Genomic DNA, 24,078 nt, shown 5'->3' with positions numbered 1-24,078 from the left:
ATGGCATCGACCATCACCTCACCCGTCTCGGCGGACGACCGCGTCTCCGCCCGGTCCCTCGGCGCCCGGCTGCTCAGCCGGCCGGAGATCGGATCGCTCGTCGGCGCGGCCGTCATCCTGGTGTTCTTCCTGATCACAGCGCCACCGTTCCGTGACATCAACAACACCGGCACGATCCTGTACCAGGCCGCTCTGATCGGTGTGATGGCGGTGCCGGTGTCGCTGCTGATGATCGGCGGCGAGTTCGACCTGTCGGCCGGTGTCGCGGTGACGACATCGGGCCTGACCGCGGGTCTGGTCGCCTACCAGTTCAGCGTGAACGTCTGGGTCGGCGTCGTCGTCGCCCTGGCGGTCTCGCTGGCGATCGGCCTGTTCAACGGCTGGCTGCTGATGCGGACGGGCCTGCCCAGCTTCCTGGTGACGCTGGGGACGTTCTTCATCCTGCAAGGCCTGAACATCGCGGTCACCCGGTCCACCTCCGGCGCCGTCGCGTCGAACTCGATCAGCGACATGGACGGGTTCGGCGCGGCGAAGGCCGTGTTCGCGTCGGAGTTCAAGCTGGGCGGCGTGACGATCAAGATCATCGTGGTCTGGTGGATCGTGTTCGTCGCGATCGCGGCCTGGGTGCTGCTGAAGACCCAGATCGGCAACTGGATCTTCGCCGTCGGCGGTGACGCGGCGGCCGCCCGGGCCGTCGGCGTGCCGGTGAAGAAGGTCAAGATCGGCCTGTTCATGACGGTCGGGTTCTTCGCCTGGTTCTCCGGCATGCAGTTGCTGTTCGTGCAGAACGGCGTGGTGCAGTCCGGCGAGGGCGTCGGCAAGGAGTTCCTGTACATCATCGCGGCGGTGGTCGGCGGCTGTCTGCTCACCGGCGGGTACGGGTCCGTCGTCGGCGCGGCCGTCGGCGCGCTGATCTTCGGGATGGTCCAGCTGGGCGTGGTGTACGCCGGCTGGAACCCGGACTGGTTCAAGGCGTTCCTGGGTGCCATGTTGCTGCTGGCAACCATCGTCAATCTCACCGTCAAGAAGCGGGCGGAGGCACGATGACCACCACGGAGTCCTTCGCGGACGACGCCGCGACCAGCCCGAACACCCCGATCGTGCTGCTCGACGACATCGGCAAGAGCTACGGCAACATCCATGCACTGCGCGGGGTGTCGCTCGCGGTCCGGCAGGGTGAGATCACCTGCGTGCTCGGCGACAACGGCGCGGGCAAGTCGACGCTGATCAAGATCATCGCCGGGCTGCACGACTACACCTCCGGCCGGATGTCGGTGAACGGCGAGGAGCGGCACTTCGGTTCGCCGCGGGAGTCGCTGGACAGCGGGATCGCGACCGTCTACCAGGACCTCGCGCTGGCGCCGCTGATGTCGGTGTGGCGGAACTTCTTCCTCGGGAACGAGATCACCAAGGGACCGTTCCGGCAGCTGGACGCGGCGAAGATGAAGCGGATCGCGCACGAGGAGCTGACGAAGATGGGGATCTCGATCCCCGACCTCGAGCAGCCGGTCGGCAAGCTGTCCGGCGGTCAGCGGCAGTGCGTGGCGATCGCCCGCGCGATCCATTTCGGTGCCAAGGTGCTGATCCTCGACGAGCCGACCGCCGCGCTCGGCGTGAACCAGTCGGGTGTGGTGCTGAAGTACGTCGTGAAGGCGCGCGACGCGGGTATCGGGGTCATCTTCATCACCCACAACCCGCATCACGCGTACCTCGTCGGCAACCACTTCGTCGTCCTGAAGCTCGGCCGGGTGGCGCTCGACACGCATCGGGCCGACATCACGCTGGAGCAGCTGACGACCGAGATGGCGGGTGGTTCCGAGCTCGAGGCATTGAGTCACGAGCTCCGGGAGATCGATCCTGGAGTAGTCGTGGCGCCGGCCGACGGGGACGCGGGACGGCCGGCGGACACGGTGGTGGCCGACGACGAGGAGAAGGGGCAGGCGGGGACATGAGCGAGCTGCGGGTCGGCATCGTCGGCGTGGGGGTGATGGGCGCCGACCATGCCGAGCGGATCGCGCGGAAGACGGCCGGCGCACGCCTGGTCGCGGTGTCCGACGCGGACCAGGCGCGCGCGGAGGCGCTGGCCGCCCGGTTGTCGGACGGATCGTCGGGCCGGACGTCCCGCGACAGCGGTGCGAGGCCCCCGGGCGGCCCGGCGTACGCGGAGACCGTGCGCGTCGTCGAGGATCCGATGGACCTGATCGCGGCCGACGACATCGACGCGGTGATCCTGGCGTCGCCGGGATTCGCGCACGCGGAGCAGCTGTTCGCCTGCCTGGACCACGGGCGGCCCGTGCTGTGCGAGAAGCCGCTGACCATGGACGCCGCGTCGGCGTTGCGGGTCGTCGAGGCCGAGCACAAGCTCGGGCGGCCGCTGATCCAGGTCGGGTTCATGCGCCGCTTCGACCCGGAGTACGCCGCTCTGAAGCAGCTGCTCGACTCGGGTGACCTCGGTCGGACCCTGTTGCTGCACAACGTGCACCGGAACAAGTCGGCCGCGCCGACGTTCCGCAGCGAGATGATCGTCCGGGACTCGATGGTGCACGAGGTGGACATCGCCCGGTGGCTGTTCGGTGCGGAGATCGCCCGGATCACCGTGCACACCCCGGCGCCGACGAGTCTCGTCGCGGACGGCGTGTTCGATCCGCAGCTCGCCGTGTTCGAGATGGCGAACGGCGCGATGGCCGATGTGGAGGTGTTCGTGAACTTCCAGGTCGGGTACGAGGTCCGGTGTGAGGCGGTCGCCGAGCGCGGCAGCGCGACGATCGGTCTCGGGTCCGGCGTCTTCACCCGGGCCGGCGCGAAGTGGGGCGGCGCGATGCCGGCCGACTTCCGGATCCGGTTCGAGCAGGCGTACGACATCGAGGTGCAGCGCTGGGTCGACGCCACCGCGCGCGGCGAGATCGACGGGCCGAGCGCCTGGGACGGCTACGCGGCGGCAGCCGTCTGCGAGGCCGGCCTGCAGTCGTTGAGCACCGGCAAACCCGTCGATGTCGTGCTGGCCGACCGCGCCAAGGTTCTGGGCTGAATCGCCCGCAGGAAAGACAGCGTTCTGAAACACCCCCGGCAGTGAGGAAACATCGTGAGTACTGACACCAAGCGCATCACCCACCTCGTCGGCGGCAGCTCGTGGACCGGCGTCGCCGAGCGGACGAGCAAGGTCTACAACCCGGCGACCGGCCAGGTCACCGGCGAGCTGGACCTGGCCTCGGCCGGCACGGTCGACGAGGTCGTCAAGGTCGCTCACGAGGCGTCGAAGACCTGGGCGCAGACCTCGCTGACGAAACGCGCGCAGACCCTGTTCGCGTACCGCGAGCTGGTCAACCGGGACAAGGACCGGATCGCGCAGCTGATCACCGCCGAGCACGGCAAGGTGCTGTCCGACGCGCTCGGCGAGGTGACCCGCGGGCTCGAGGTGATCGAGTTCGCCTGCGGGATCCCGCACCTGCTCAAGGGTGGGTACAGCGAGGGCGTCTCGACGAAGGTCGACGTGTACTCGATCCGGCAGCCGCTCGGCGTCTGCGCGGTCATCTCGCCGTTCAACTTCCCGGCGATGGTGCCGATGTGGTTCGTCCCGATCGCGGTCGCCTGCGGCAACAGCGTGGTGATCAAACCGTCCGAGAAGGACCCGTCGGCGGCCAACGCGATGGCCGAGCTGTGGAAGCAGGCCGGCCTGCCGGACGGCGTCGTCAACGTCGTGCACGGCGACAAGGAAGCGGTCGACCGGCTGCTCGAGCACCCGGACATCAAGTCGGTGTCGTTCGTCGGGTCGACGCCGATCGCGAAGTACGTCTACGAGAACGCCACCCGCAACGGCAAGCGGGTGCAGGCGCTCGGCGGCGCGAAGAACCACATGATCGTGCTGCCGGACGCGGATCTGGACCTCGCGGCGGACGCGGCGGTGAACGCCGGCTTCGGGTCGGCGGGCGAGCGGTGCATGGCGATCTCCGCGCTGGTCGCGGTCGAGCCGATCGCGGACGAGCTGATCGGCAAGATCAAGGAGCGGATGGGCAAGCTGAAGACCGGTGACGGGACCCGGGGTTGCGACATGGGTCCGCTGGTGACGGGCGAGCACCGGGACAAGGTCGCCGGGTACGTCGCGGCCGGGGTCGAGGCCGGCGCGGAGCTCGTGGTCGACGGGCGCGCGGGCGACTTCGACGGTGCGGCCGACGGGTTCTGGCTGGGGCCGACGCTGTTCGACAAGGTGACGGCGGACATGCCGATCTACACCGACGAGATCTTCGGGCCGGTGCTGTCGGTGCTGCGCACGTCGTCGTACGACGACGCGCTCGACCTGGTGAACTCGAACCCGTACGGCAACGGGACCGCGATCTTCACCAACGACGGCGGCGCGGCGCGCCGGTTCCAGAACGAGGTCGAGGTCGGCATGGTCGGGATCAACGTCCCGATCCCGGTGCCGATGGCGTACTACTCGTTCGGCGGCTGGAAGAACTCGCTGTTCGGCGACACCCACGCGCACGGGACCGAGGGCGTGCACTTCTTCACCCGCGGCAAGGTCGTCACGTCCCGCTGGCTGGACCCGTCCCACGGCGGTATCAACCTCGGCTTCCCGACGCACGACTGATCCGGCGGTCGACGGCTCCCCGTTCGCCCCGGGAGCCGTTGACCGGTGGCGGTTCGGTTGGGTAGCTTCGGGCTGCGTTCGAGGGCGCGTCGAGAGTCGCCGGAAGGCTGGAAGCCACCTCGATTCCGAAGCTGACCGCGGTTGGTGACGTCTCCTTCAGGCCCGTGCGAGTCCGGGTGTGAAAGGACGCGTTGTGAAACTGCTCCCTGATCGGCCGAGCCTCGACTACCTGCGCAAGGAAGCCAAGGATCTCCTCGCGGTACTGCGGGAATCCCGGCCGGACACGTCGCTCGCGGAGGCGCAACGTGCGTTGGCCGCGGAGTACGGCGTGCGCGACTGGTCCGCGCTGAAGGCCGAGGTGGAGCGTCGGGTCGCGCCGGCAGCGCCTGAAGGCCTGGCAGAGGAGCTGGCGGATGTGTTCGGCCTGGGCAAGCCGACTGCTGCGCCGAGAGCGCTGATGCTGACGGCGATGGGACGTTGCTGGGAGCTCACGACCGACAGTGGCCGGTGGCTGGCAACGACCGTCTACCAGTGGATCACGAATGAGCAGGCGGAGCTCGGCGCGCGGTTGCGGGAAGCCGCGAGCGCAGCCGGCGTAGTGGCGCCGGTTGCCGCACGGAGTCCACAAGGGCGGCTGGTCGAGACCGTGCAAGGCGAGAGCTGGCGTGTGCACCAGTGGCTCGAAGTCGGCCCGTCGCCGGCACTGCCGGTCTCTGCGGCCGTAGCCCGCCGCGTGGGTGTGTTGATCGCGACACTGCACACGCTGGCCATCCCGAGTGAGCAGCCGGTCCACGGTTATCTGACCTATCGCCACCCGGACGGTGAGTGGCAGCAGTTGCTCGGTCGTGCGCGGGCCGCGGAGAAGCCATGGGCGGAGCGGCTGGACGCGCTGCTGCCGACGTTTCGCGAACTCCAGGCGGTTGAGCTGGAGCTACCTGACGAGCTGATGTTGTGTCACCGGAACCTGATCCCGACGCACGTGCGGGAGGGGCATCACGGTCGGCTGGTCGTGATGGAGTGGGACTTCGCCGGATCGCTCACGCCGGACCTCGAGCTCGGGTCCGCGCTGACGCAGTGGTTCCTGCGGCCGGAGCTGAACGTCCGCGGACTCGACGCTTTCAAGGACGGGTACGGCGAGGTGCGGGAGTGGCCGAGGCTTGATCTGTCCTCGTTCGCCGTCGCGATCTCCGGGTGGCTCAACTGGTCGTACAACGCGATGTGTGAGGCGATCGACCCGGAGGATGCCGACCGGGCGGTCTTTGCCGAGCGGGAGGCTGTCGGGGTGCTTGATCGGCCGATGACCTGTGGTGGCCTGGAGCGGCTACTCGTGGGTTGAGAGTGCCGTTGCGAGGGCTTCGGCTGCTGGTTCGGTGAGGTGGCCGTGGAGGAGTTCGGTGCGGTGGACCAGGCGCGGGGTGGTGAGTGGGACGGCTGCTAGGTCCGGGGTGATTGCTGACTGGGGCAGGACCGCGAGGCCGTGGCCGGAGGCGATGAGTCTCAGCAGGGTGTGGAGGTCGGTGCCGTTGTAGGTGAAGGCCGGGCGGAGCGCGTCGGAGCCGGCAGCGGCGCGCAAGGCCGGGAGGGGCGCGGCGAGGTCGGGGGCGTCGATCCACCGCGCATCAGCCAGATCCCCCAGCGCCAGCCCTCGCCGTGCCCGCGGCGAGGCGCCGTCCGGTCGGCCGGCTGACGCCCGGACGGGCTGGCCGGCCGACGCCTGATCGGGCTGGCCGGCTGACGCCTGGTCGGGCTGGCCGGCGGAGGCTGGGGCGGGGAGGCCGGCGGAGGCTGGGACGGGCTGGCCGGCGGAGGCCTGGTCGGGCTGGGCAGCGGAGGCTTGGGCGGGGAGGCCAGCGGAGGCTGGGGCGGGGAGGCCGGTTGTGGGGCGGAGGGCCAGCGGGTGGTGGTTGGGGAGGGCTACGGCCAGGGTGTCGTGAGCTATGGGGGTGGTGCGGAGTTGGACGGCGGTGGTCAGGTGGAGGGGGTCGGTGGGGGTGGCTATGCCGTCGATCAGGCCGAGCGTGAAGGTGCCGGCGGCGACTCCAGTGGCTACCTGAGCGCGGCCGCAGACGGTCAGTGACGTCTCGGTTCCGGGGTAGGAGCGTCGTACCTCGGCCAGCGCGGTCCCGAGGCGCCCGGCGGCCAGGGGAGAGGCGGCGAGTGTGAGTGTGCTGGGCGGGTCCGCGACGGTACGGCGAACATCGGCGCGGGCGGCGTCGAGTCGGAGCAGGATCGGGGCGGCGTGTTCGAGCAGCCGCTCACCCGCCGGCGTCGGCTCCACGGGCCGTCGCCGGAGCAGCGGCGTACCGAGGTCGCTCTCCAGGGCGGCGATGTGCTGCGACACGGCTGATTGCGTGTAGCCGAGTCGCGCAGCGGCAGCCGAGAACGATCCGCACGCGGCGACGGTGACGAACGTCCGCAGCAGATGAGGATCCACGCCCATCAGTATCGCTGATCGAGTATGCAGAGATCATCGTTGGCGCTGATGCAGGCCGCGACCCGAGGATGGAGCCATGAACGCTTACTCCGGACGCCTCGCCCTGGTCGGTGACCGCTCGCCGCACGTCCGCTCGCACGCCCGGATTCCCGGTCTGCTCGACGCGCTCGAGCAGCGCGACCACCTGGACCTCGACGTGTACTGGGTCCCGACCGACGAGGTGGATGACGCGCTGGAGGGCTTCGACGGCGTGTGGCTGCTGCCCGGCAGCCCGTACCGGAGCGAGGCCGGCGCGGTCAGCGCGGTCCGGATCGCCCGCGAGCGCGGAATCCCGTTCCTCGGTACCTGCGGCGGGTTCCAGCACGCGATGCTCGAGTTCGCGCGCACCGTCTGCGGCGCCACCGGCGTACAGCACGGTGAAAGTACGCCGGACGCCGACGACCTTCTCATCGTGCCGCTGCAGTGCTCGCTCGAGGGGCACGAGGGCGCGGTGCGCGTACGGCCGGGGACCCGTGCGGCCGAGCTACTGGGCGTGGAGCGGTCAACGGAGCGGTACCACTGCTCCTACGGCCTGGACAGCAGCAAGCTCGACCTGCTTCGTGAGCACGGCATGGTCTTCAGCGGGTACGACGACGAAGGTGAGCCGCGCGTCGCCGAGCTGCCCGGTCATCCCTTCTACCTGGCCACCCTGTTCCAGCCGGAGCTGGCCGGCGACGGCAGGCGTCCACACCCGTTCATCCAGGCGTTCGCGCATGCGGTCGCCGGCCGCGACGATCAGATGGTGGAGACCGGCCGCGGCTCCATGCCCGCTGCGACGTAGCAGGCGTCGATGAGCTCCATCGTGGCCAACGCGTCGTCGGCGTCGGTGAGCAGCGGAGCACCGTTGCGGACGGCGCTCGCGAACGCCTCCAGCTGATACGTGTACGACGTCCGGGTGCCGAGGTGCTCGACCCAGGTGTCCTCCTTGGTCGTCACGATCACCCGGTCGTCGTTCTGCGGGAGCACGAAGAACGGGGCGAACGCCTCGCCGCGGCTGCCGACGACCTTGAGGCTGAACTCGACGTCCTCGGCGGCCATGCTGGTCCGCACGGCACCGGTCGCGCCGCTCGGGAACTCCAGGTCGGCGTTCAGCCATTCGTCGACGCCGGGCATCCGCTTGCGTTCGCCGGCCCGGGCACCGAGTAGCCGCGGCGCGCCCCCGGCGTACGGCGCGAACATCCGCTGCGCGTGCAACGCGTAGCAGCCGACGTCCATCACGGCGCCGCCGGCCAGCGGCAGCGACCAGCGCGGGTCGTCCTCGGGCGGCGGAGGCATCACCATCGTCGCCTCGATGTGCTGCAGGTCGCCCAGCTCGCCCTTGGCGATCAGCTCCTGCAGCCGCCGCATCACCGGGTGGTACGCGTAGTGGAACGCCTCCATGAACACCAGCCCGGACGCGTGCACGGCGTCGCGGACCTGCAGGGCCTCGGCGGCGTTGGCCGCCGACGGCTTCTCGGTCAGCACATGCTTGCCTGCGGCAAGGGCTCGCAGGTTCCACGGCCCGTGCAGCCCGTTGGCCAGCGGGTTGTAGATCGCCTCGATCTCCGGATCGTCCAGCAGTTGCCGGTACGACGCATGGACCCGTTCGACGCCGTGTTCGGCGGCGAAGGCCTCGGCCCGGCCGGTGTCGCGGGCGGCGACCGCGACCAGCCGGGCGCCGGTCAGCTTGGCCGGCTCGACGATGGCCCGGCCCGAGATCCGGGCGGCACCGAGGATGCCGATCCGCAGCGGTTCCATGCCTTCTCCTTCGATGGTCGGCCGTTCCGGATCCGGTACGGCGGGAGCGTCCGAGGGGCGTGTTCCGCCGGTAAGGGTAGTCCCCCGCGCCGACGGCGAACGTGCCATATTGCCTGACGATCGCAGGCGGCGGACACCGCGTGCCCGTGATCCGGACTCGGTTCACCGAACGTTCATCGATCGGCGCCGTGCCGGGCAGGTCTGATCAAATCCGGGTGGTGGGTCGACGGATTCCGGTCCAGCCTTCAGGATGAGCCCATGAGCACCGTCCAGGTCCAGGTCGATCGGAACAGCCGTACGCCGTTGCACGTGCAGTTGGCGCAGCAGCTGGAGGCGGCCATCCAGGGTGGTGACCTGCCCGTCGGGTCCCGGCTGAGCAACGAGGTGGACCTGGCCGAGGCGTACGGGCTGAGCCGGCCAACGGTCCGCCAGGCGATCGCCCGGCTGGTCGACCAGGGCCTCCTGGTCCGTAAGCGCGGCGTCGGCACCCAGGTGGTCGGCAACTCCGGACAGGTCCGTCGCTCGCTCGAACTGACCAGCCTGTACGACGACCTCACCGCAGCGCACCGCAAGCCCGAAACGGAAGTCCTGCGCTTCGGTATCTCGCCCGCGACCGCAGAGGTCGCCACAGCACTCCAGTGCGAGCAGGGCGACCGAGTACTACGGCTGGAGCGGCTGCGGCGCGCGGACGGCGAACCGCTCGCACTGATGCGCAACTGGCTGCCGCCGGAGATGCTGGACACCGATCCGGCGACGCTGGCCGAGCGCGGTCTGTACCAGCTGCTCCGTGCCGAGGGTGTCCGGCTGAAGGTGGCGCACCAGACCATCTCCGCCATACCGGCAACGCCCGACCAGGCGCGACTGCTGTCCGAGGAGCCTGGCTCGCCGCTGCTGGCGACGACCCGGATCACGTACGACGACCACGGCCAGCCGGTCGAGTACGGCTCGCACCTGTACAGGGCGAGCCGCTACTCGTTCGAGCACACCCTGGTTCAGCGCTGAGTTCCGGGGAAGTCTGCGGCCTGGCGGGGTGGGAAGACCCAGTGCGTGCTGCGGGCTATCCGGGTGAGCTCAGCAGCTGTCAGTAGGGGACTGGCGCGGGTGTGCTCGCCGTTCTCTTTGGGCGCGTTGTAGTTGGTCAGGCTGATCTGAGTGCCGTTGGGACGGAACAGCTCGACGATGGTCTCCCGGACACCGCCCGGGTTCGGGCCGTCCGGGTACACCGGGTGGTCGTCGTACACCACGTACACGCTGCGGTCTGCCTGGATCGTGCAGGTGCCGGGCGGGAACGGGTTGCAGTCGGTGATCGCGTCGGCGGTCGTGATGCTCAACGTCAGCAGTGAGGCGCCGGCACCGTCGTCCAGCAGCACGCCGGCCTCGTTGGTACCGAGACCGTAGCCGCCGGACGTCGTAGAGCTCGTCGGTGTGAGCCCGTTCGGAAGCAGGCGGGTCAACGTCGCCAGGGTCTCCGCAGGCGTCACAGGACCTGACGCAGACGCTTTGTGCGTCGGAGGTGGGCTCACGGGCGGCGGGGTGGCAGGTTGTACTCGCAGTGCCTGGCTGCTGCTGATGATGATCCCGACGGTGGCCAGTACTGCGGCCGCGCCGGACAGGCTCGCCAGCGCAGTCCGCCGGCGTCGCAGCACCTTGCCGCGACGGATGCCGCGGGCAACCAGGTCAGTAGTGGCCGGCTGGAGGTCATCGGTTGCCCGGCGCATCAGGTCCGGGAGGTGGTCGTGCAGGTCGCTCATCGAGGCTCCCGGGTCAGAGTGCGGCCAGATGGACGGCTTCATCGCCCAGGACTGCCCGGAGACGGTCGAGTGCGCGTGACGTGCGCGTCCTGATCGCGCCTGTGTTCTTGCCGAGGTCGTACGCGACCTGTTCGGCACTGCGGTCCTCGAAGTACCGCAGCACCAGCACTGCTCGGTCCAGCGGGGACAGCTCGGCCAGTGCCTGCACGAGAGCCAGCCGGAGCTCGTGGTCGCCGGGCGGGTCTGCGCGATCAGGTGTCCGCTCCACAGGACGCTCGGTCGAGCTGCGTCGGCGACGTTGGGAGATGTACGTCCGGGCCAGGACGGTCTGGGCGTACGCCGCCGGGTTGTCGGCCTGCTCCACCCGCCGCCACGCGCGGTACAGCTTGGCCAGCGTCTCCTGGACCAGGTCCTCGGCCAGGTGGTGCTCACCGGCCAGCAGCCACGCCGACCGGTACAGCTGCGGCGTACGCGCTTTCGCGAACTCCTCGAAATCCTCCGTCGACCGTGTCAAAGCCACCCTCCCGAGGTCCTGTCATCCGGTTCGACGCCGTGAGTCGCGGTTCTGTTACCGGCGGAATTGCAACAAGGTGCAATTTCCTGGACCTGCTCGTGACCCGATCGATACGGTGAGTGAGCCTGCGGCGTGTCACGGTTATCCACAGGACGGCCGGACGCGAGTGGCGCCCGATGCCCCACGGTTGAAAGGATGGTCGCGCAGGGTGACCAGGCGTGGTCGCCGGACGGGACTCACACGGGGAGATCGATGACTGCGGACAGGCTCGACGCGCACCGCTCGAGCTGGAGCGGCGCCGTGGAACTGATCGACGCCCAGGTGCGCGACGTCGTGCGCCGCGAAGGCATCGACCCGCTCCGCGACCCGGCCGCGGTGAACGCGATCGTCGCCACCGTCGTGCGGGAGTACGACGAGCGCAGCCTGACCGGCGTGGTGCCGCCGATCGGCGACGTGGAGGCGGTCAGCCGGGAGGTGCACGACCGCGTCGCCGGCTTCGGGCCGCTGCAGCGCTACCTGGACGACCCGTCGGTCGAGGAGATCTGGATCAACGAGCCCAGCCGGGTCTTCATCGCCCGCGAGGGCCGGCACGAGCTGACCACGACCGTGCTGACCGAGGAAGAGGTCGGCGACCTGGTCGAGCGGATGCTGAAGACCACCGGCCGCCGGATCGACGTCTCGCAGCCGTTCACCGACGCCCGGCTGCCGGACGGGAGCCGTGTCCACATCGTCCTTGGCGGCATCACCCAGCGGTATGCGGCGATCAACATCCGCAAGTTCACCGTCCGCGCGACCCGGATCAGCGACCTGGTCCAGCTCGGTTCGCTGACGCCGCACGCGGCGGCGGTGCTGGAGGCGTCCGTTGCCGTCGGCCTCAATGTGCTGGTCTCCGGCGGCACCCAGGCCGGCAAGACCACGATGCTGAACGCGCTGGCCGGTTCGATCCCCGGCAGCGAGCGGGTGATCAGCTGCGAGGAGGTCTTCGAGATCAAGCTGCCGATCCCTGACTGGGTGTCGATGCAGACCCGGCAGGCCGGTCTCGAAGGCACCGGCGAGGTGCGGCTGCGCGACCTGGTGAAGGAGTCGCTGCGGATGCGGCCGTCCCGGGTGATCGTCGGCGAGGTGCGCGGCGAGGAGTGCCTCGACCTCCTGCTCGCGCTGAACAGCGGCCTCCCCGGCATGTGCACCATCCATGCGAACTCGGCCCGCGAGGCGCTGACCAAGATGTGCACGCTGCCACTGCTGGCCGGTGAGAACATCGGCTCCCGGTTCGTGCTGCCGACGGTGGCCGGCTGCGTCGATCTCGTCGTCCACCTGGGCATCGCCGCCGACGGGCACCGGCGGGTGCGGGAGATCGTGGCCGTCACCGGGCGGGTCGAGGAGCAGGCGATCGAGACCGAGACCCTCTTCGGGACGTACGACGGATACCTGCGACGGGCCGAGGGCCACCTGCCGCATCCGGAGCGCTTCCAGCAGGCGGGGTACAACGTGGCCGGGCTGCTCACCGAGCTGCCGCGTGGGGTGGCGGGCTGATGGGGCTCCTGATCGGGATGTTCTTCGGCGTCGGTCTGCTGCTGATCATCGCGGCGATCGTGGCGCCGGCCGAGGCGGCGCCCGGCGCGGACGGCCGGCTGCGGGGCAAGAGCCGTGAGTTGCTCGCGAGCGCCGGGATCGAAGGCCTGACACCTGGCGCGTTCATGGGCGCGTGTGCGATCACCGGCCTGACGGCGTTCCTGCTGATGTTCGTGGTGTCCAAGGCGCCGCCGGTCGGTGTGGTGTTCGGGCTGATGGCGGGCTGGCTGCCGATCGCGTTGGTGCGCTCGCGTGCCCGGCGGCGGATCGCCGAGTTCCGCGAGCTGTGGCCGGACGTGGTCGACAACATCGCCTCGGCGGTCCGGGCCGGCCTGTCGTTGTCGGAGGCACTGGCCCAGGTCGGCGAGCGGGGACCGTTGCCGCTGCGGGAGCCGTTCCGCCGGTTCGGTGCGGACTACGCGTCGACCGGACGGTTCGCGGAATCGCTGGACCGGTTGAAGGCACGGCTGGCCGACCCGGTCGGTGACCGTGTGGTCGAGGCGCTGCGGATCGCGCGCGAGGTCGGCGGCGGTGATCTCGGCCGGCTGCTGCGGTCGTTGTCGTCGTTCCTGCGCGATGACGCGCGGACCCGGTCGGAGTTGGAGTCCCGGCAGTCGTGGTCGGTCAACGGCGCGCGGGTCGCGGTTGCCGCACCCTGGCTGGTGCTCGCGTTGCTGTCGTTCCAGGGCGACGTGATCCAGCGGTACAACACGCCGCTGGGTGCGGTGATCATCGGCGCCGGTGCGGTCGTCTGCGTGATCGCGTACCGGTTGATGCTGCGGATCGGCCGGCTGCCCGAGCAGGAGCGGGTGCTGCGATGAACCCGGTGCTGGTCGGTGGTTTCCTCGGCGCGCTGCTCGGTGTCGGCCTGCTGGTCGTCGTCGCGCGGCTGCCGTTCCTGCGCAAACCGTCGGTGGACGAGCGGATCTCGCCGTACCTGCGGGATCTCGGCGCGCCGGACGTGTTCGTCGGCGTGGTGGACTCGCGGTCGCCGTTCTACGCGATCCTGCGGCTGTTCGGGCCGTCGCTGCGATCGGCCGCGCAACGGCTGGAGCGGATCCTCGGCGGGGCGGGCACGATCCGCCGCCGGATGCAGCGGGCCGGGCTGGAGCGGACGGTCGAGGAGTTCCGGATCGAGCAGCTGCTCTGGGGGACGCTCGCCTTCGGCGGCGGTCTGGTGATCTCGATCGTCTCGGTCGCGTTCGGCGTCGGGAATCCGGTGGGCCTGCTGGTGTTCTGCCTGATCCTCGGGGTCGTCGGAGTGCTTGCCCGGGACACCTATCTCACCTCACAGGTCCGTCGCCGTGAGCGCCGGCTGCTCACCGAGCTGCCGACCGTGGCCGAGCTGCTGGCGTTGTCGGTCGCCGCCGGCGAGGGCCCCGCGGCCGCGCTCGACCGGGTGACGCGGGCGTGCCGTGGCGACCTGGCCGACGAGCTGAAACGTGTCCTGGCGGAGACCAGGGCCGGAGAGACACTGGTCCGCGCGCTCGACGCGCTCGCGGACCGCACGGGGTTGCTGGCGCTCTCGCGCTTCGCGGACGGACTGGCGGTGGCGCTCGAGCGCGGCACCCCGCTGGCCGACGTCCTGCGGGCGCAGGCCGGCGACATCCGGGAAGCGGGGCGCCGCGAACTGATCGAGTCCGGTGCGCGCCGTGAGGTCGCCATGATGATCCCGGTGATCTTCCTGGTCCTGCCGGTGACCATCGCTTTCGCCTTCTACCCGGGCGCTGTCGGAATCCGGCTGATCGCCGGATGAACTGAGGAGAGGTCATGACCCTGTACCTGACGAGGCTGTTCCTGACGCTGTTGCTGAAGCCGCGTCCGGCGGAGAAGGAGCGCGGCGACGTGCCCGGCTGGGTGCTGATCACCGTGATGACGGCCGGCCTGGTCGTCGCGATCTGGCAGCTCGCCGGCAAGCAGCTCGCGCAGATGCTCTCGGACGCGCTGAGTTCGGTCTCCAACAAGTAATGCGCGTGCGCGGCGAGCGGGGATCGGCTGTCGTCGACTTCGTCCTGGTCTCGACGATCCTCGTGCCGCTGTTCCTCGGCATCCTGCAGGTCGGCCTGTTCCTGTACGTGCGCAACACCGTGACCGCCGCCGCGTCCGAGGGCGCGCACTACGCGGCCGTGCTCAACCGGGCGCCCGCGGACGGCGAGGCGCGCACCCGCGAGCTGATCCACGGCGTGGTGACCGACGGCCTGATCGACTCGGTGTCCGCGGAGGAGACCGATATCGACGGTCAGCCCGGTGTCGAGGTGACCGTCCGCGCGCACATGCCGCCGCTGGGGCTGTGGGGACCGGGGATCTCGTTCTCCGTCGAGGGACATGCCGTGAAGGAGACCGGCGAGTGAGGCGGCGCCGGGACGACCGCGGGAGCGCGGTCGTGGAGTTCTCCTGGCTGGCGATCCTGCTGCTGGTTCCGCTGGTGTACTTCATGCTCGGCGTGTTCGACGTCCAGCGGGCGTCGTACGGCGCGACCGCGGCGACCCGGGCCGCCGGGCGGGCCTTCGTGATCGTGCCGGACGGTGTGTCCGAGGCCGAGGCACGGGCTCGCGCGTTCGACGCCGCGCGATTGGCGATGAAGGACCAGGGCATGGAGCTCGGCTCCGACGAACTCACGATCTCCTGCGACCCTGCGTGCCTGCAGCCGGGCTCGACCGTGACCGTGACGCTGGAGACCAAGGTCCGGCTGCCGCTGATCCCGGACGCGCTCGGCGGCGAACCGCCGGCGATCCGGATCAGCGCTTCGCACACCGAGTCGTTCGGTGACTACCGCCAGGCCAAGGGGGACGGATGAGGCGCGGCTGTCGGGGTGAAGAAGGGCAGATGACCGTCCTGATCGTCGGGTTCACCGTGGTCGTGCTGTTGATGGTCGTCGTGGTGACGGACATCTCGAAGGCGTTCCTGGTGCGTCGTGACCTGGATGCCACGGCCGACGGTGCGGTGCTCGCGGCCGCCAACGGGCTCGCCGCGGTGTACGCCCAGCCGGGTGCGGGCGGCAATGCCGCGATCGATCCCGAGCAGGCGCGGCAGCTGACCGCGGACTACCTCGACGATGTTGCCGCGAGCAACAGGTTCGACGAGCTCGACTGGTCCGTGGACGTCGAGGGGACGACGGTGACGGTGCGGCTGAGCTCCACTGCCGAGCTGCCGTTCCGCCCACCCGGCTTCCCCGGCTCGGCGGCCGTCGCCTCCGAGGCCGCCGCCATCGTCCCGATCCGCTGAGACCCGATCGCCGCCGAGAGCCGATCGGTCAGCCGAACAGGCCGGGGTTGTCCTTGAGCCAAGTGGTGAAGGTACGGGCGGTGTGGCCGGTCAGGAGTTCGACGCCGGGCTCGATCGGTGCCGGTGTGCCGACCCGAGAGGCCCAGTAGGCCAGCAGGGTCTCGCGCTGTCCTTCGTCGCGCATCCGCATCTCGGCGCGGGCCTCGTCGGCGGTGAGGTCGACGGCCTCGATCGGCACGCCGGTGACCTCGGTGACGAGCCCGATCTGGTGCCGCCGCGTCATCGACTCCGGTCCGGTCATCGGATACCCACGTCCGTCGTGCCCGTGACCCGGCCCGTCGAGCAGTACCCGGAGCGCGGCGTCCGCGATGTCCTGCTCGTGGATCGGCGCTTCTTCGGCGTCGAGGTACGGCAGCCGGATCTGACCGGTCGCGCGCGCCTGGTACGCCCAGTACTTCGCGTTGCTCATGAACGCGCCGGGCTGCAGCCGGGTGGTCGCGTACGACGCGTTCGCCACCACCTGCTCGGTCTTGGCGTGCGGGTCCTCGGGTCCACCGAGGGACGACAGCGAGGACAGCAGGACGACCTGCTTCACACCCGCCGCCTCCGCCGCGGCCACGAAGGCGGGCGCCGTCGAGGGGTCGGAGTACAGGAAGACCTGGCTGATGTCGCGCAGCGCTGGGGCCGGGTCGGCCGGGTCGTACGCGACCGCGGACGGGAGGGCCGAGGGCTCGCGGCTGGCGACGCGGACGTCCTGCCCGGCCGCGATCAGGCCGGCGGTGACGGCGCGGGCGATCGCGCCGCGGCCGCCGGTGACGAGAACAGTCATTGGATGAGCTCCAAAAATGTAGTGACTACAACAATGGAATCAGTAAAGCAGACCGGCTACAGTTCCGGCAATGGAGCTCGGGCGGCGGGAACGCAAGAAGCAGCAGACGCGGCAGGCCATCTCGGACGTGGCCACCACGCTGTTCCTCGAGCGCGGCTTCGACGCGGTCACCGTCGCCGAGGTGGCGCGGGCCGCCGATGTCGCCGTCCAGACCGTGTTCAACCACTTCCCGGCCAAGGAGGACCTGTTCTTCGACGAGCCGGGGTGGTGGGCGGGGCCGGCGCGCGCGATCCGCGAGGCGCCGGCGGACGCGGATCCGGTCGACGTCCTCGAGGCGCAGTACCTGGCCGAGACGCGGGACCGGCTCGCGGTCGGGCACCTGGCCACCTGGAAGCAGTTCGTGCGCACGATCGAGGACAGTCCGGCGCTGAAGGCCCGGCGACGGCTGAACGCCGACCAGCTGGAAGTGACGCTGACCGAGGCCCTGGACGAGCGGTCGCCGGATCACCTGCGCAACCGCCTGATCGCGGCCCTGTACGCCGCCGCGCAGAAGGTTCTCGAGGAGCGATTGATGGCGGTGCTGCCTGACGACGCGTCATCGGCGGAGCTCGACCGGGCCCAGGCGGCGCTGGAGCATGCGATCGCCCAGGTCTTCGCCGTTCTTCGTCGTGGGCTCGCCTGAGCTAAGCTGCTTAGTTGTGGCTGGACTGGATTTTGACGCGGAGCTGAAGCAGCTCGACGCGACGATGACCTCGATCGAGAAAGTGATGGATCTCCCTGCACTGCGCAAGGAGATCGACGAGCTCGGCGAGCAGGTCGCTGCGCCCGACCTCTGGGACGACCAGGCGAACGCGCAGAAGGTGACGTCGCGACTGTCCAGCCTGCAGGCGGACGTCGAGCGGGTGACCACGCTGCGCGGCCGGCTGGACGACCTCGGCGTGCTGGTCGAGCTGGGCCGCGAGGAGAACGACGCGGACAGCCTGGCCGAGGCCGAGAAGGAGATCGGGTCGGTCGCCAAGGCGATCCAGTCCCTCGAGGTCCGCACGCTGCTGTCGGGTGAGTACGACGAGCGCGAGGCCCTGGTCACGATCCGCTCCGGCGCCGGCGGTGTGGACGCCGCGGACTTCGCCGAGATGCTGCAGCGGATGTACCTGCGCTGGGCCGAGCGGCACGGCTACCCGACCGACGTCTACGACACGTCGTACGCCGAAGAGGCCGGGATCAAGTCCACCACGTTCGCGGTCAAGGCGCCGTACGCGTACGGCACGCTGAGTGTCGAGTCCGGGACGCACCGCCTGGTGCGGATCTCGCCGTTCGACAACCAGGGCCGCCGGCAGACGTCGTTCGCCGCCGTCGAGGTGGTCCCGGTGCTGGAGCAGACCGACGAGATCGACGTACCGGAGGAAGAGCTGCGGATCGACGTGTACCGGTCGTCCGGCCCGGGTGGTCAGAGCGTCAACACCACCGACTCCGCGGTCCGGATCACGCACATCCCGACCGGCACCGTGGTCTCCTGCCAGAACGAGAAGTCCCAGCTGCAGAACAAGGCCAGCGCGATGGTCATCCTGAAGGCCAAGCTGCTCGCGCTGAAGAAGGCCGAGGAGCGGGCCCAGCTGGACGCGCTGCGCGGCGACGTGGCCGGCTCGTGGGGCGACCAGATGCGCTCGTACGTCCTGCACCCGTACCAGATGGTGAAGGACCTGCGGACGCAGTACGAGTCGGGCAACACCTCCGGGGTGTTCGACGGTGAGATCGACGAGTTCATCGAGGCGGGCATCCGCTGGCGCCGCACCGGCCAGACGGTTGCCGAGCAGAACTGAGCTCCAGGCGGACTGCGGTAGCTGCTTCGGCCTCTGCTGCGTCGCGCTGACGTTCACCAGGTCGGCGGACTTCGCGATCGACAAGTCCGCCGGTGAGGCCTGCCCGAACCTGAGCGACGACTACCGCTGCACGATCCACAGCACGCTGCGAGCCGAGGGATTCGCGGGCTGCACGGTCTACGACTGCTTCGGTGCGGGCCAGGCGATCTCGCAGCGGATGGGGAAGCCGGGGCCGGAGATGTTCGCCGCCCTCCCGATCCTCCGCCAGCTGCACGAGCTGCTCTGGTACCTCACGGAAGCGCTCGAATACACCGAGGACGCCCGGCCCGCGATCGACAGGGTCGAGGCTGTGAGTCGTACGGCGGACCTCACGGCCGTCGACGTGGCGGCCGAGCGGGCGCTGGTCAACGAGCTGCTTCTGACCACGAGCCGGCGCGTCCGCGGCAAGCAACCCAAGAAGAAGGAACGCCGCGGCGCGGACCTGATCGGCGCCCGCCTTCGCGGAGCCGACCTCGCGAAGGCCAACCTGCGCGGCGCGTACCTGATCGGCGCGGACCTCCGCGACGCCGACCTCCGCCAGGCAGACCTGATCGGCGCCGACCTCCGAGACACCGACCTGAGCGGCGCCGATCTCACAGGCGCCTTGTTCCTCACCCAGTCCCAGCTCAACGCCGCCCGCGGCGACCGCAGCACCAAGCTCCCCAGTGCCCTCAGCCGTCCTTCGCACTGGTGAGCCACCGCACGACCCGCCAGGCCAGATACCCGGCCGCCACGAGTCCTATCGCGACGTTGTAGATCCACTCCCTGGAATCGACCTGATCGATCACGCCACTGTCAGGATCGACAACCTGCGCAGGCACGACTGCGCCGACCTCACCAGGGTTGCCTTCGAACCGCACGCCGCGGAGCGCAATCGTCTTGTCGTTGCTGACGAAGTCGCCGAAGGAGGCACACCCGCTGCCCTTCTCCCACCGCGGCTTGCAGTCCTTGTGTGTCACGACGAAGGTGCCGGGCGCACCGTCGTTCCGCGCCGCGTGCAGAGCGTTCGGCAGATCCGCGATCGCCAGACCGAGGATGACAAGAGCGGCGACAGGGTAGGTCAGGCTGACGACCCTGGTACCGGCGTTGGCCAGCCGGCGCCAGGGCGTCCTTGCTGCCCCGCTGCCCATGCGGGAACTGTAGCGAGAGTCAGCGGCGCTCGGACCGCAGTTGGTGGGTGACCGGGGTCATCAGCAACGAGATTGCTGCGATTCCGATGGCTACCGCGGCCAGTGCGCCGCCCTGGCCCCAGGAGGTGCCGGCCAGGGACAGGTACGCCGTACCGACGGTGGCTGCGCCTAGTGCCAGGCAGGTCTGCTGGCTGGTCAGGAGGATGCCGGAGCCCAGGCCTGCTTGCGCCGGCGGGACCTGGCCGACCACTACGCCGATCAGAGGCACCATGACGAGGCCTGCGCCGATACCGCCGACCAGGAGCGGGGCGCCGATGGTGATCGGGGTGACGTGCGGCCAGAGGGTGAGCGCGACGACGCCTAGCAGGGCGTAGCCGACCGCCTGGATGATCCAGCCGCGCAGGATGAGCCCAGCGCCGTACCGCTGCTGCAGACGTGGCGCGTAGACCGAGGTGATCAGGAAGCCGACCGCCAGCGGCAGCAGGCTGAGCCCGCCCTCCAGCGGAGTCATGTGCGCCTCGCCCTGCGTCGCGAGCGCGAAACAGAACATGAAGCCGCCGAACGTGCTGAAGAACCCGACCGCCAGCAGCAGGCCGATTCGCATCGCGCGCAGGCGCAGAACCGTCGGCGGGATCAGCGGGGCGTGGCCTGACCGCTCGGCGCGGTGCTGGTGGAGGCCGAGCAGCGCTGTCGCCGGAATCACCGCGGCCAGGCTGAGCCAGGTCCACAGCGGCCAGCCGAGCGGCCTGCCTTCGGTGAGCGGCAAGAGCAGCAGTACGAGCGTCAGTGCGAGCAGCGCGGCCCCGACGAGGTCGACGCGGTGCGCCTGCTCCGCCTTGCTCTCCGGAAGCACCCGGAGCGCCGTGGCGATCGCGACGATGCCGACCGGGACGAAGACGAGGAACACCGCGCGCCAGCCGAGCCCGAACAGGTTCGCCTCGATCAGGACGCCGCCCAGGATCTGGCCGAGGGCGGCGCCGATGCCGTTCGCGACCCCGAACATGGCCATGCCGCGAGATCGGCGCTCGCCGGTGAGCAGGCTGGTGATCGACGCCAGGACCTGCGGGGTGATCGCGGCGCCGGACACGCCCTGCACGATGCGGGCCGCCAGCAGTACGCCGATGGTCGGCGCGACCGCGCAGATCAGCGCCGACACGGTGAATCCGGTGAGGCCGATCAGGAACAGGCGCCGGCGTCCGAAGCTGTCGCCGAGACGGCCACCGACGACGAGCAGCGTGGCCACCGCGATGCCGTAGCAGCCGACGACGAGCTGGAGCTGGCCGGCGTTCGCGTGCAGGTCCGTCGCGATCGCGGGCAGCGAGACGTTGACCATGAAGAACGAGAGCATCGGCAGGAGCGAGCCGAAGAGCAGGCTGGTGAGGGCCACCGGTCCCAGCCCTGTCGCGGCCCGTGACCGGGCGGCGACCGGGACTGTCGTGGCTTGGAGCTGGTCTGTCATGCGTCCAGCCTGACGGCGCGTCGAGACTGGTAGTGAGAGTCTGGTTATCCTATTACTCGCAGCACCTGGCACCCGGCTGGGCCCGTGTCCATGATGGAAGCATGACAGTCACCTCCGACACAACGGCAACGGCCCAGCGCCGCGAGCTCGGGGTGTTCCTGCGCAGCAGGCGCGAGCGCATCCGGCCGGACGAGGTCGGCTTCGCGCCGGGCGGCCGGCGCCGGACGCCGGGGCTGCGGCGTGAGGAGGTCGCGCTGCTCGCCGGGGTCGGCGTCACCTGGTACACGTGGCTCGAGCAGGGCCGCGACATCAACGTGTCCGCGCAGGTCCTGGACGCGATCGCGACGGCCCTGCGGTTCGACCGGCAGGAGCGCAGTCACCTGTTCCGGCTGGCCGGGCTGCGGTTCGGGCCGGCGCAGGGTGTGTGCTCCGCGCTGCCCCCGTCGGCGCAGAAGACGCTGGACGCCGTCTCGCCGTACCCGGCGGTGGTGCTGAACGAGCGGTACGACATCCTCGCGTTCAACAAGGCGTACTGCCGGGTGGTCCTCGACCTCGACCAGGTGCCGGTCGACGAGCGGAACATGCTGTGGCTGAACTTCGTGTCCGACGAGTGGAAGTGCAGTTTCGTCGACGCGGAGACGACCAAGCACCACATGGTCGCCGCCTTCCGCGCCGCATCCGCCGACCACCTCGGCGACGCCCTCTGGCAGGAACTGATCCACGGCCTGCTGAACAGCTCGCCGTACTTCGCCGAACTCTGGGAACGCTACGACGTGGCGGCGCCGAGCACCCGCACGAAGATGCTCGAGATCGACGGCTTCGGCATCCTGCACATCGAGCCGATCAACCTCTGGCTGTCCCAACTCGGCCCCCTCCGCGCCACCGTCTACACCGCCCGCGACGACGAAACCGAGACCAAACTCCGCACGATCGTCGGCGTGCGGCCCGGCTGACGGGGCGGGCCAGCCGGGCCCGGGGCCCCGGCCGCCGGGCAGGGCGGCCGGGGAGATTTGTCAGGTGACCGGGATGCCTGGGTTGGTCAGGGCCTTGCCGCCGGTCATCGTGTTGGTGCGGTCGATGGTGACCTTGCAACTGCTCGCGTTGTAGTTGGTGATGTTGAAGGCGTACCGGCCGCTGCCGGTGGCGCCGGTGAGGTCGGACTTGTTGCCGCGGAACACCGTCCCGCAGCCCCATCCGGACTGCTGGGTGTGGGTCTCGTAGCCGTTGTTCGTGGTGTTCTTGCCGGTGTTGTTCTCGATGACGTAGTTGTTGCCCTTGACATCGATCCAGCTGTCGTCGTAGTTCGCGCCGGTGAGGCCGCGGCCGTCGAAGCTGTTGCCGGACACCAGGCCGCCGGTCGTGCCCTCCTTGAGGTCGACCGCCTCACCGCCGACGTCCGGGCCGATCGTGTTGCCGAGGATCTGCACGCGGTCGGACTTGTCCGACGTGCCGCCCGCGCTCCCGACGTACACGCCTTCGCCCATCCCGCGGCCGTCGTTGCCGGTGTCGTAGATGCGCGAGTTCTTGATCACGCCGTACGTGCTGCTGTTGCGGAAATGCACGCCCTCCATGTCCAGCCCGTGCACGGTGACGCCGTCGATCGTGACCCGGGTGGCGTTGTCGATCATGATGCCCTTCTGGCCGCCGGTCACGGTGATGCCGCGCACGGTCCAGTACGACGCGCCGTTCAGGTGCAGGCCGTAGCCGCCGCCGGCCTTCAGTACGGCGTTCGCGGAGCCGGTCAGCGTGATCGGCGCCGAGGACGTGCCGTCGACGGTGGTCTTGAAATTGCCGCTGTAGGTGCCGTCGGCGAGCTTGATCGTGTCGCCCGGCGCGGCGTCGGCGAGCGCGGCCGTCAGCTCCGCGGAGGTGCTGACGTCGGTGGTCGCGGCGGAAGCGGTGCGGTTACGGATGTGGTCGCGGATCCAGACGCCGGCCGGCTTGAGCATCGCCGTACCGGTGAAGTCGTCGCCGTCGCAGGTGCCTTCCGTGAAGACCGCGCCGGAGCGGAAGTCGTCGGAGAAGTTCCAGTTCGTCCAGCCGATCTGCTTGCTCTCCAGGAAGTCCAGGTACTTCTGCGACCAGGTGAAGTCGTTGCCGCCGTCACCGGTGTAGGTCTGGGTGCCGAACTCCGTGATGAACAGCGGGATCCGGTCCGCGGCGCGGGACAGGGCGTCGAAGTACTCCTGCTGGTGCGAGGCGGCGTAGAAGTGGAACGTGTACATCAGGTTCGACGCGTTCACCGGGTTGCCGATGACGTCGGCCTCGCTGCCGCCGTCGGAGACCCCGAGCGACGCCCAGCCGTGGGTGCCGACGAAGATCACGCCGTCCGGGTCCTTGGCCCGGATCACCGGCACCATCTGCTCGGCGTACGACTTGATGCCGGCCCAGCTGACGCCGTTCGGCTCGTTGGCGATGTCGTAGATGATGTTGTTCTTGTCCTTGTGCCGCTCGGCGATCTCGCTGAAGAACCGCTTCGCCAGGTCGAGGTTCTCGTTCGGGTCGCCGGGGTCGAGCTGGTGCCAGTCGACCAGCGCGTACAGACCACGCTTCGTCGCCTCTTCGATCAGGTTGTTCACCAGGTTGGTGTACTTCGCCGGGTCGGTCTCGTAGCCGCCTTCCTGCACGTACATCGAGATACGCAGGATGTCGGCGTTCCAGTCGTTCGCCAGGGCGTCCAGCGAGGCCGTCTTGAGGCAGTTGGCGTACCACTGCAGGCCGTGCGTGCTCATGCCGCGCAGCTGGACGGGTTCGTTGCGCTCGTTGCAGAGCTTGGTGCCGCAGACGTGCAGCTGACCGTTGCGGCCGACCGGGGTGTCGTCGGCCTGGGCGGAAACTGGCAGGAGGGTCGAAGCGGCCAGCAGCGCGCCGGCCAGCAGGGAGTGGATCATGAACGTCCTCCGAGGGGGCGTCGGGGAGGATCATTAGGAAGGTTTCCTAATAG

The 24,078-nt window shown here is 69.7% G+C and carries 26 protein-coding genes; 18 read left to right on the top strand and 8 right to left on the bottom strand.

The features are described 5' to 3' along the window. From ABZW60_RS02145 to ABZW60_RS02125, 5 genes are all read left to right on the top strand, one after another. Positions 1-1,047 carry an ABC transporter permease gene (locus ABZW60_RS02145; protein ID WP_355473106.1) on the top strand — a complete coding sequence of 349 codons (1,047 nt, stop codon included), beginning with the start codon at positions 1-3 and terminating at the stop codon, positions 1,045-1,047. Further along, positions 1,044-1,952, top strand: coding sequence for an ATP-binding cassette domain-containing protein (locus tag ABZW60_RS02140; protein WP_355473104.1), 909 nt, complete (start codon positions 1,044-1,046; stop codon positions 1,950-1,952). The genes ABZW60_RS02145 and ABZW60_RS02140 overlap by 4 nt, the downstream gene beginning before the upstream one ends. After that, positions 1,949-3,028, top strand: a complete 1,080-nt coding sequence (locus ABZW60_RS02135; RefSeq protein WP_355473102.1) for a Gfo/Idh/MocA family oxidoreductase — start codon at positions 1,949-1,951, stop codon at positions 3,026-3,028. The genes ABZW60_RS02140 and ABZW60_RS02135 overlap by 4 nt, the downstream gene beginning before the upstream one ends. Positions 3,029-3,082: 54 nt before the next feature. Then, positions 3,083-4,585, top strand: coding sequence for a CoA-acylating methylmalonate-semialdehyde dehydrogenase (locus tag ABZW60_RS02130; protein WP_355473100.1), 1,503 nt, complete (start codon positions 3,083-3,085; stop codon positions 4,583-4,585). Positions 4,586-4,778: 193 nt separating this feature from the next. Next, the gene (locus tag ABZW60_RS02125) at positions 4,779-5,921 is read left to right on the top strand and encodes a hypothetical protein (protein ID WP_355473098.1); all 1,143 of its coding nucleotides are present in this window, start codon (positions 4,779-4,781) and stop codon (positions 5,919-5,921) included. On the opposite strand, the gene ABZW60_RS02120 is transcribed toward ABZW60_RS02125, so the two are convergent. After that, on the bottom strand, positions 5,907-7,019 hold the full coding sequence (locus ABZW60_RS02120; protein ID WP_355473097.1) for a LysR family transcriptional regulator: 1,113 nt from the start codon (positions 7,017-7,019) through the stop codon (positions 5,907-5,909). The two genes, ABZW60_RS02125 and ABZW60_RS02120, sit on opposite strands and share 15 nt — an antisense overlap. Before the next feature lie 76 nt (positions 7,020-7,095). Here ABZW60_RS02120 and ABZW60_RS02115 point away from each other — a divergent pair, with 76 nt between their 5' ends. Next, positions 7,096-7,839: a hypothetical protein gene (locus tag ABZW60_RS02115; protein WP_355473095.1), complete on the top strand. Its 744-nt coding sequence runs from the start codon at positions 7,096-7,098 to the stop codon at positions 7,837-7,839. Here ABZW60_RS02115 and ABZW60_RS02110 read toward each other — a convergent pair. Beyond that, complete coding sequence (locus ABZW60_RS02110) at positions 7,794-8,795, bottom strand: Gfo/Idh/MocA family oxidoreductase (RefSeq protein ID WP_355473094.1); 1,002 nt, start codon at positions 8,793-8,795, stop codon at positions 7,794-7,796. The two genes, ABZW60_RS02115 and ABZW60_RS02110, sit on opposite strands and share 46 nt — an antisense overlap. A 258-nt stretch (positions 8,796-9,053) precedes the next feature. Between ABZW60_RS02110 and ABZW60_RS02105 the strand changes: the two genes are divergently transcribed. After that, on the top strand, positions 9,054-9,797 hold the full coding sequence (locus tag ABZW60_RS02105) for a GntR family transcriptional regulator (protein WP_355473092.1): 744 nt from the start codon (positions 9,054-9,056) through the stop codon (positions 9,795-9,797). Here the strand turns inward: ABZW60_RS02105 and ABZW60_RS02100 are convergent. Then, positions 9,788-10,546 carry a hypothetical protein gene (locus tag ABZW60_RS02100; protein ID WP_355473090.1) on the bottom strand — a complete coding sequence of 253 codons (759 nt, stop codon included), beginning with the start codon at positions 10,544-10,546 and terminating at the stop codon, positions 9,788-9,790. The two genes, ABZW60_RS02105 and ABZW60_RS02100, sit on opposite strands and share 10 nt — an antisense overlap. Before the next feature lie 13 nt (positions 10,547-10,559). Continuing rightward, the gene (locus ABZW60_RS02095; protein ID WP_355473088.1) at positions 10,560-11,066 is read right to left on the bottom strand and encodes a SigE family RNA polymerase sigma factor; all 507 of its coding nucleotides are present in this window, start codon (positions 11,064-11,066) and stop codon (positions 10,560-10,562) included. Positions 11,067-11,312: 246 nt separating this feature from the next. On the opposite strand from ABZW60_RS02095, the gene ABZW60_RS02090 reads away from it, so the two are divergent. The 7 genes from ABZW60_RS02090 to ABZW60_RS02060 are packed head-to-tail and all read left to right on the top strand — an operon-like array spanning position 11,313 to position 15,857. Then, the gene (locus ABZW60_RS02090) at positions 11,313-12,593 is read left to right on the top strand and encodes an ATPase, T2SS/T4P/T4SS family (protein WP_355473086.1); all 1,281 of its coding nucleotides are present in this window, start codon (positions 11,313-11,315) and stop codon (positions 12,591-12,593) included. Beyond that, a complete protein-coding gene (locus tag ABZW60_RS02085) occupies positions 12,593-13,453 on the top strand; it encodes a type II secretion system F family protein (protein ID WP_355473084.1) in 861 nt (286 codons plus the stop codon). The genes ABZW60_RS02090 and ABZW60_RS02085 overlap by 1 nt, the downstream gene beginning before the upstream one ends. Then, a complete protein-coding gene (locus ABZW60_RS02080) occupies positions 13,450-14,388 on the top strand; it encodes a type II secretion system F family protein (protein ID WP_355473082.1) in 939 nt (312 codons plus the stop codon). Before ABZW60_RS02085 ends, ABZW60_RS02080 begins: the two co-directional genes overlap by 4 nt. 14 nt (positions 14,389-14,402) lie before the next feature. Continuing rightward, a complete protein-coding gene (locus ABZW60_RS02075) occupies positions 14,403-14,600 on the top strand; it encodes a hypothetical protein (RefSeq protein WP_355473080.1) in 198 nt (65 codons plus the stop codon). After that, positions 14,600-14,983, top strand: a complete 384-nt coding sequence (locus ABZW60_RS02070; protein ID WP_355473078.1) for a TadE family protein — start codon at positions 14,600-14,602, stop codon at positions 14,981-14,983. The genes ABZW60_RS02075 and ABZW60_RS02070 overlap by 1 nt, the downstream gene beginning before the upstream one ends. Next, complete coding sequence (locus ABZW60_RS02065) at positions 14,980-15,429, top strand: hypothetical protein (RefSeq protein WP_355473076.1); 450 nt, start codon at positions 14,980-14,982, stop codon at positions 15,427-15,429. Before ABZW60_RS02070 ends, ABZW60_RS02065 begins: the two co-directional genes overlap by 4 nt. A 29-nt stretch (positions 15,430-15,458) precedes the next feature. Then, positions 15,459-15,857, top strand: coding sequence for a pilus assembly protein TadG-related protein (locus ABZW60_RS02060; RefSeq protein ID WP_355473074.1), 399 nt, complete (start codon positions 15,459-15,461; stop codon positions 15,855-15,857). 28 nt (positions 15,858-15,885) lie between these two features. Here the strand turns inward: ABZW60_RS02060 and ABZW60_RS02055 are convergent, their stop codons facing one another. Further along, complete coding sequence (locus ABZW60_RS02055; protein WP_355473072.1) at positions 15,886-16,686, bottom strand: hypothetical protein; 801 nt, start codon at positions 16,684-16,686, stop codon at positions 15,886-15,888. A 70-nt stretch (positions 16,687-16,756) separates the two neighbouring features. Between ABZW60_RS02055 and ABZW60_RS02050 the strand changes: the two genes are divergently transcribed. Genes ABZW60_RS02050 through ABZW60_RS02040 form a run of 3 tightly spaced genes read left to right on the top strand, consistent with a single transcriptional unit; the run spans position 16,757 to position 19,239 of the window. Further along, complete coding sequence (locus ABZW60_RS02050; RefSeq protein ID WP_355473070.1) at positions 16,757-17,368, top strand: helix-turn-helix domain-containing protein; 612 nt, start codon at positions 16,757-16,759, stop codon at positions 17,366-17,368. 16 nt (positions 17,369-17,384) lie between these two features. Further along, complete coding sequence (gene prfB / locus ABZW60_RS02045) at positions 17,385-18,506, top strand: peptide chain release factor 2 (RefSeq protein ID WP_355473068.1); 1,122 nt, start codon at positions 17,385-17,387, stop codon at positions 18,504-18,506. Next, positions 18,490-19,239 carry a pentapeptide repeat-containing protein gene (locus ABZW60_RS02040; RefSeq protein WP_355473066.1) on the top strand — a complete coding sequence of 250 codons (750 nt, stop codon included), beginning with the start codon at positions 18,490-18,492 and terminating at the stop codon, positions 19,237-19,239. Before prfB ends, ABZW60_RS02040 begins: the two co-directional genes overlap by 17 nt. On the opposite strand, the gene ABZW60_RS02035 is transcribed toward ABZW60_RS02040, so the two are convergent. Together ABZW60_RS02035 and ABZW60_RS02030 are read right to left on the bottom strand one after the other, a co-directional pair. Beyond that, the gene (locus ABZW60_RS02035; protein ID WP_355473065.1) at positions 19,217-19,675 is read right to left on the bottom strand and encodes a hypothetical protein; all 459 of its coding nucleotides are present in this window, start codon (positions 19,673-19,675) and stop codon (positions 19,217-19,219) included. The genes ABZW60_RS02040 and ABZW60_RS02035 overlap by 23 nt on opposite strands. Before the next feature lie 19 nt (positions 19,676-19,694). Then, positions 19,695-21,134, bottom strand: a complete 1,440-nt coding sequence (locus ABZW60_RS02030) for an MFS transporter (protein ID WP_355473063.1) — start codon at positions 21,132-21,134, stop codon at positions 19,695-19,697. Between the two features lie 101 nt (positions 21,135-21,235). Here ABZW60_RS02030 and ABZW60_RS02025 point away from each other — a divergent pair, with 101 nt between their 5' ends. Continuing rightward, on the top strand, positions 21,236-22,087 hold the full coding sequence (locus ABZW60_RS02025; protein WP_355473061.1) for a helix-turn-helix transcriptional regulator: 852 nt from the start codon (positions 21,236-21,238) through the stop codon (positions 22,085-22,087). A 60-nt stretch (positions 22,088-22,147) separates the two neighbouring features. Here ABZW60_RS02025 and ABZW60_RS02020 read toward each other — a convergent pair whose 3' ends face one another. Next, entirely contained in the window at positions 22,148-24,025 is a 1,878-nt protein-coding gene (locus tag ABZW60_RS02020) for a cellulase family glycosylhydrolase (protein WP_355473059.1), read from the bottom strand. Between the last annotated feature and the right edge of the window lie 53 nt (positions 24,026-24,078).

The organism is Kribbella sp. NPDC003557 (assembly GCF_040610805.1).
Classification (GTDB): Bacteria; Actinomycetota; Actinomycetes; order Propionibacteriales; family Kribbellaceae; genus Kribbella.
Note: the sequence above shows the minus strand (reverse complement) of the source record. Positions and strands in the feature narration are given on the sequence as shown.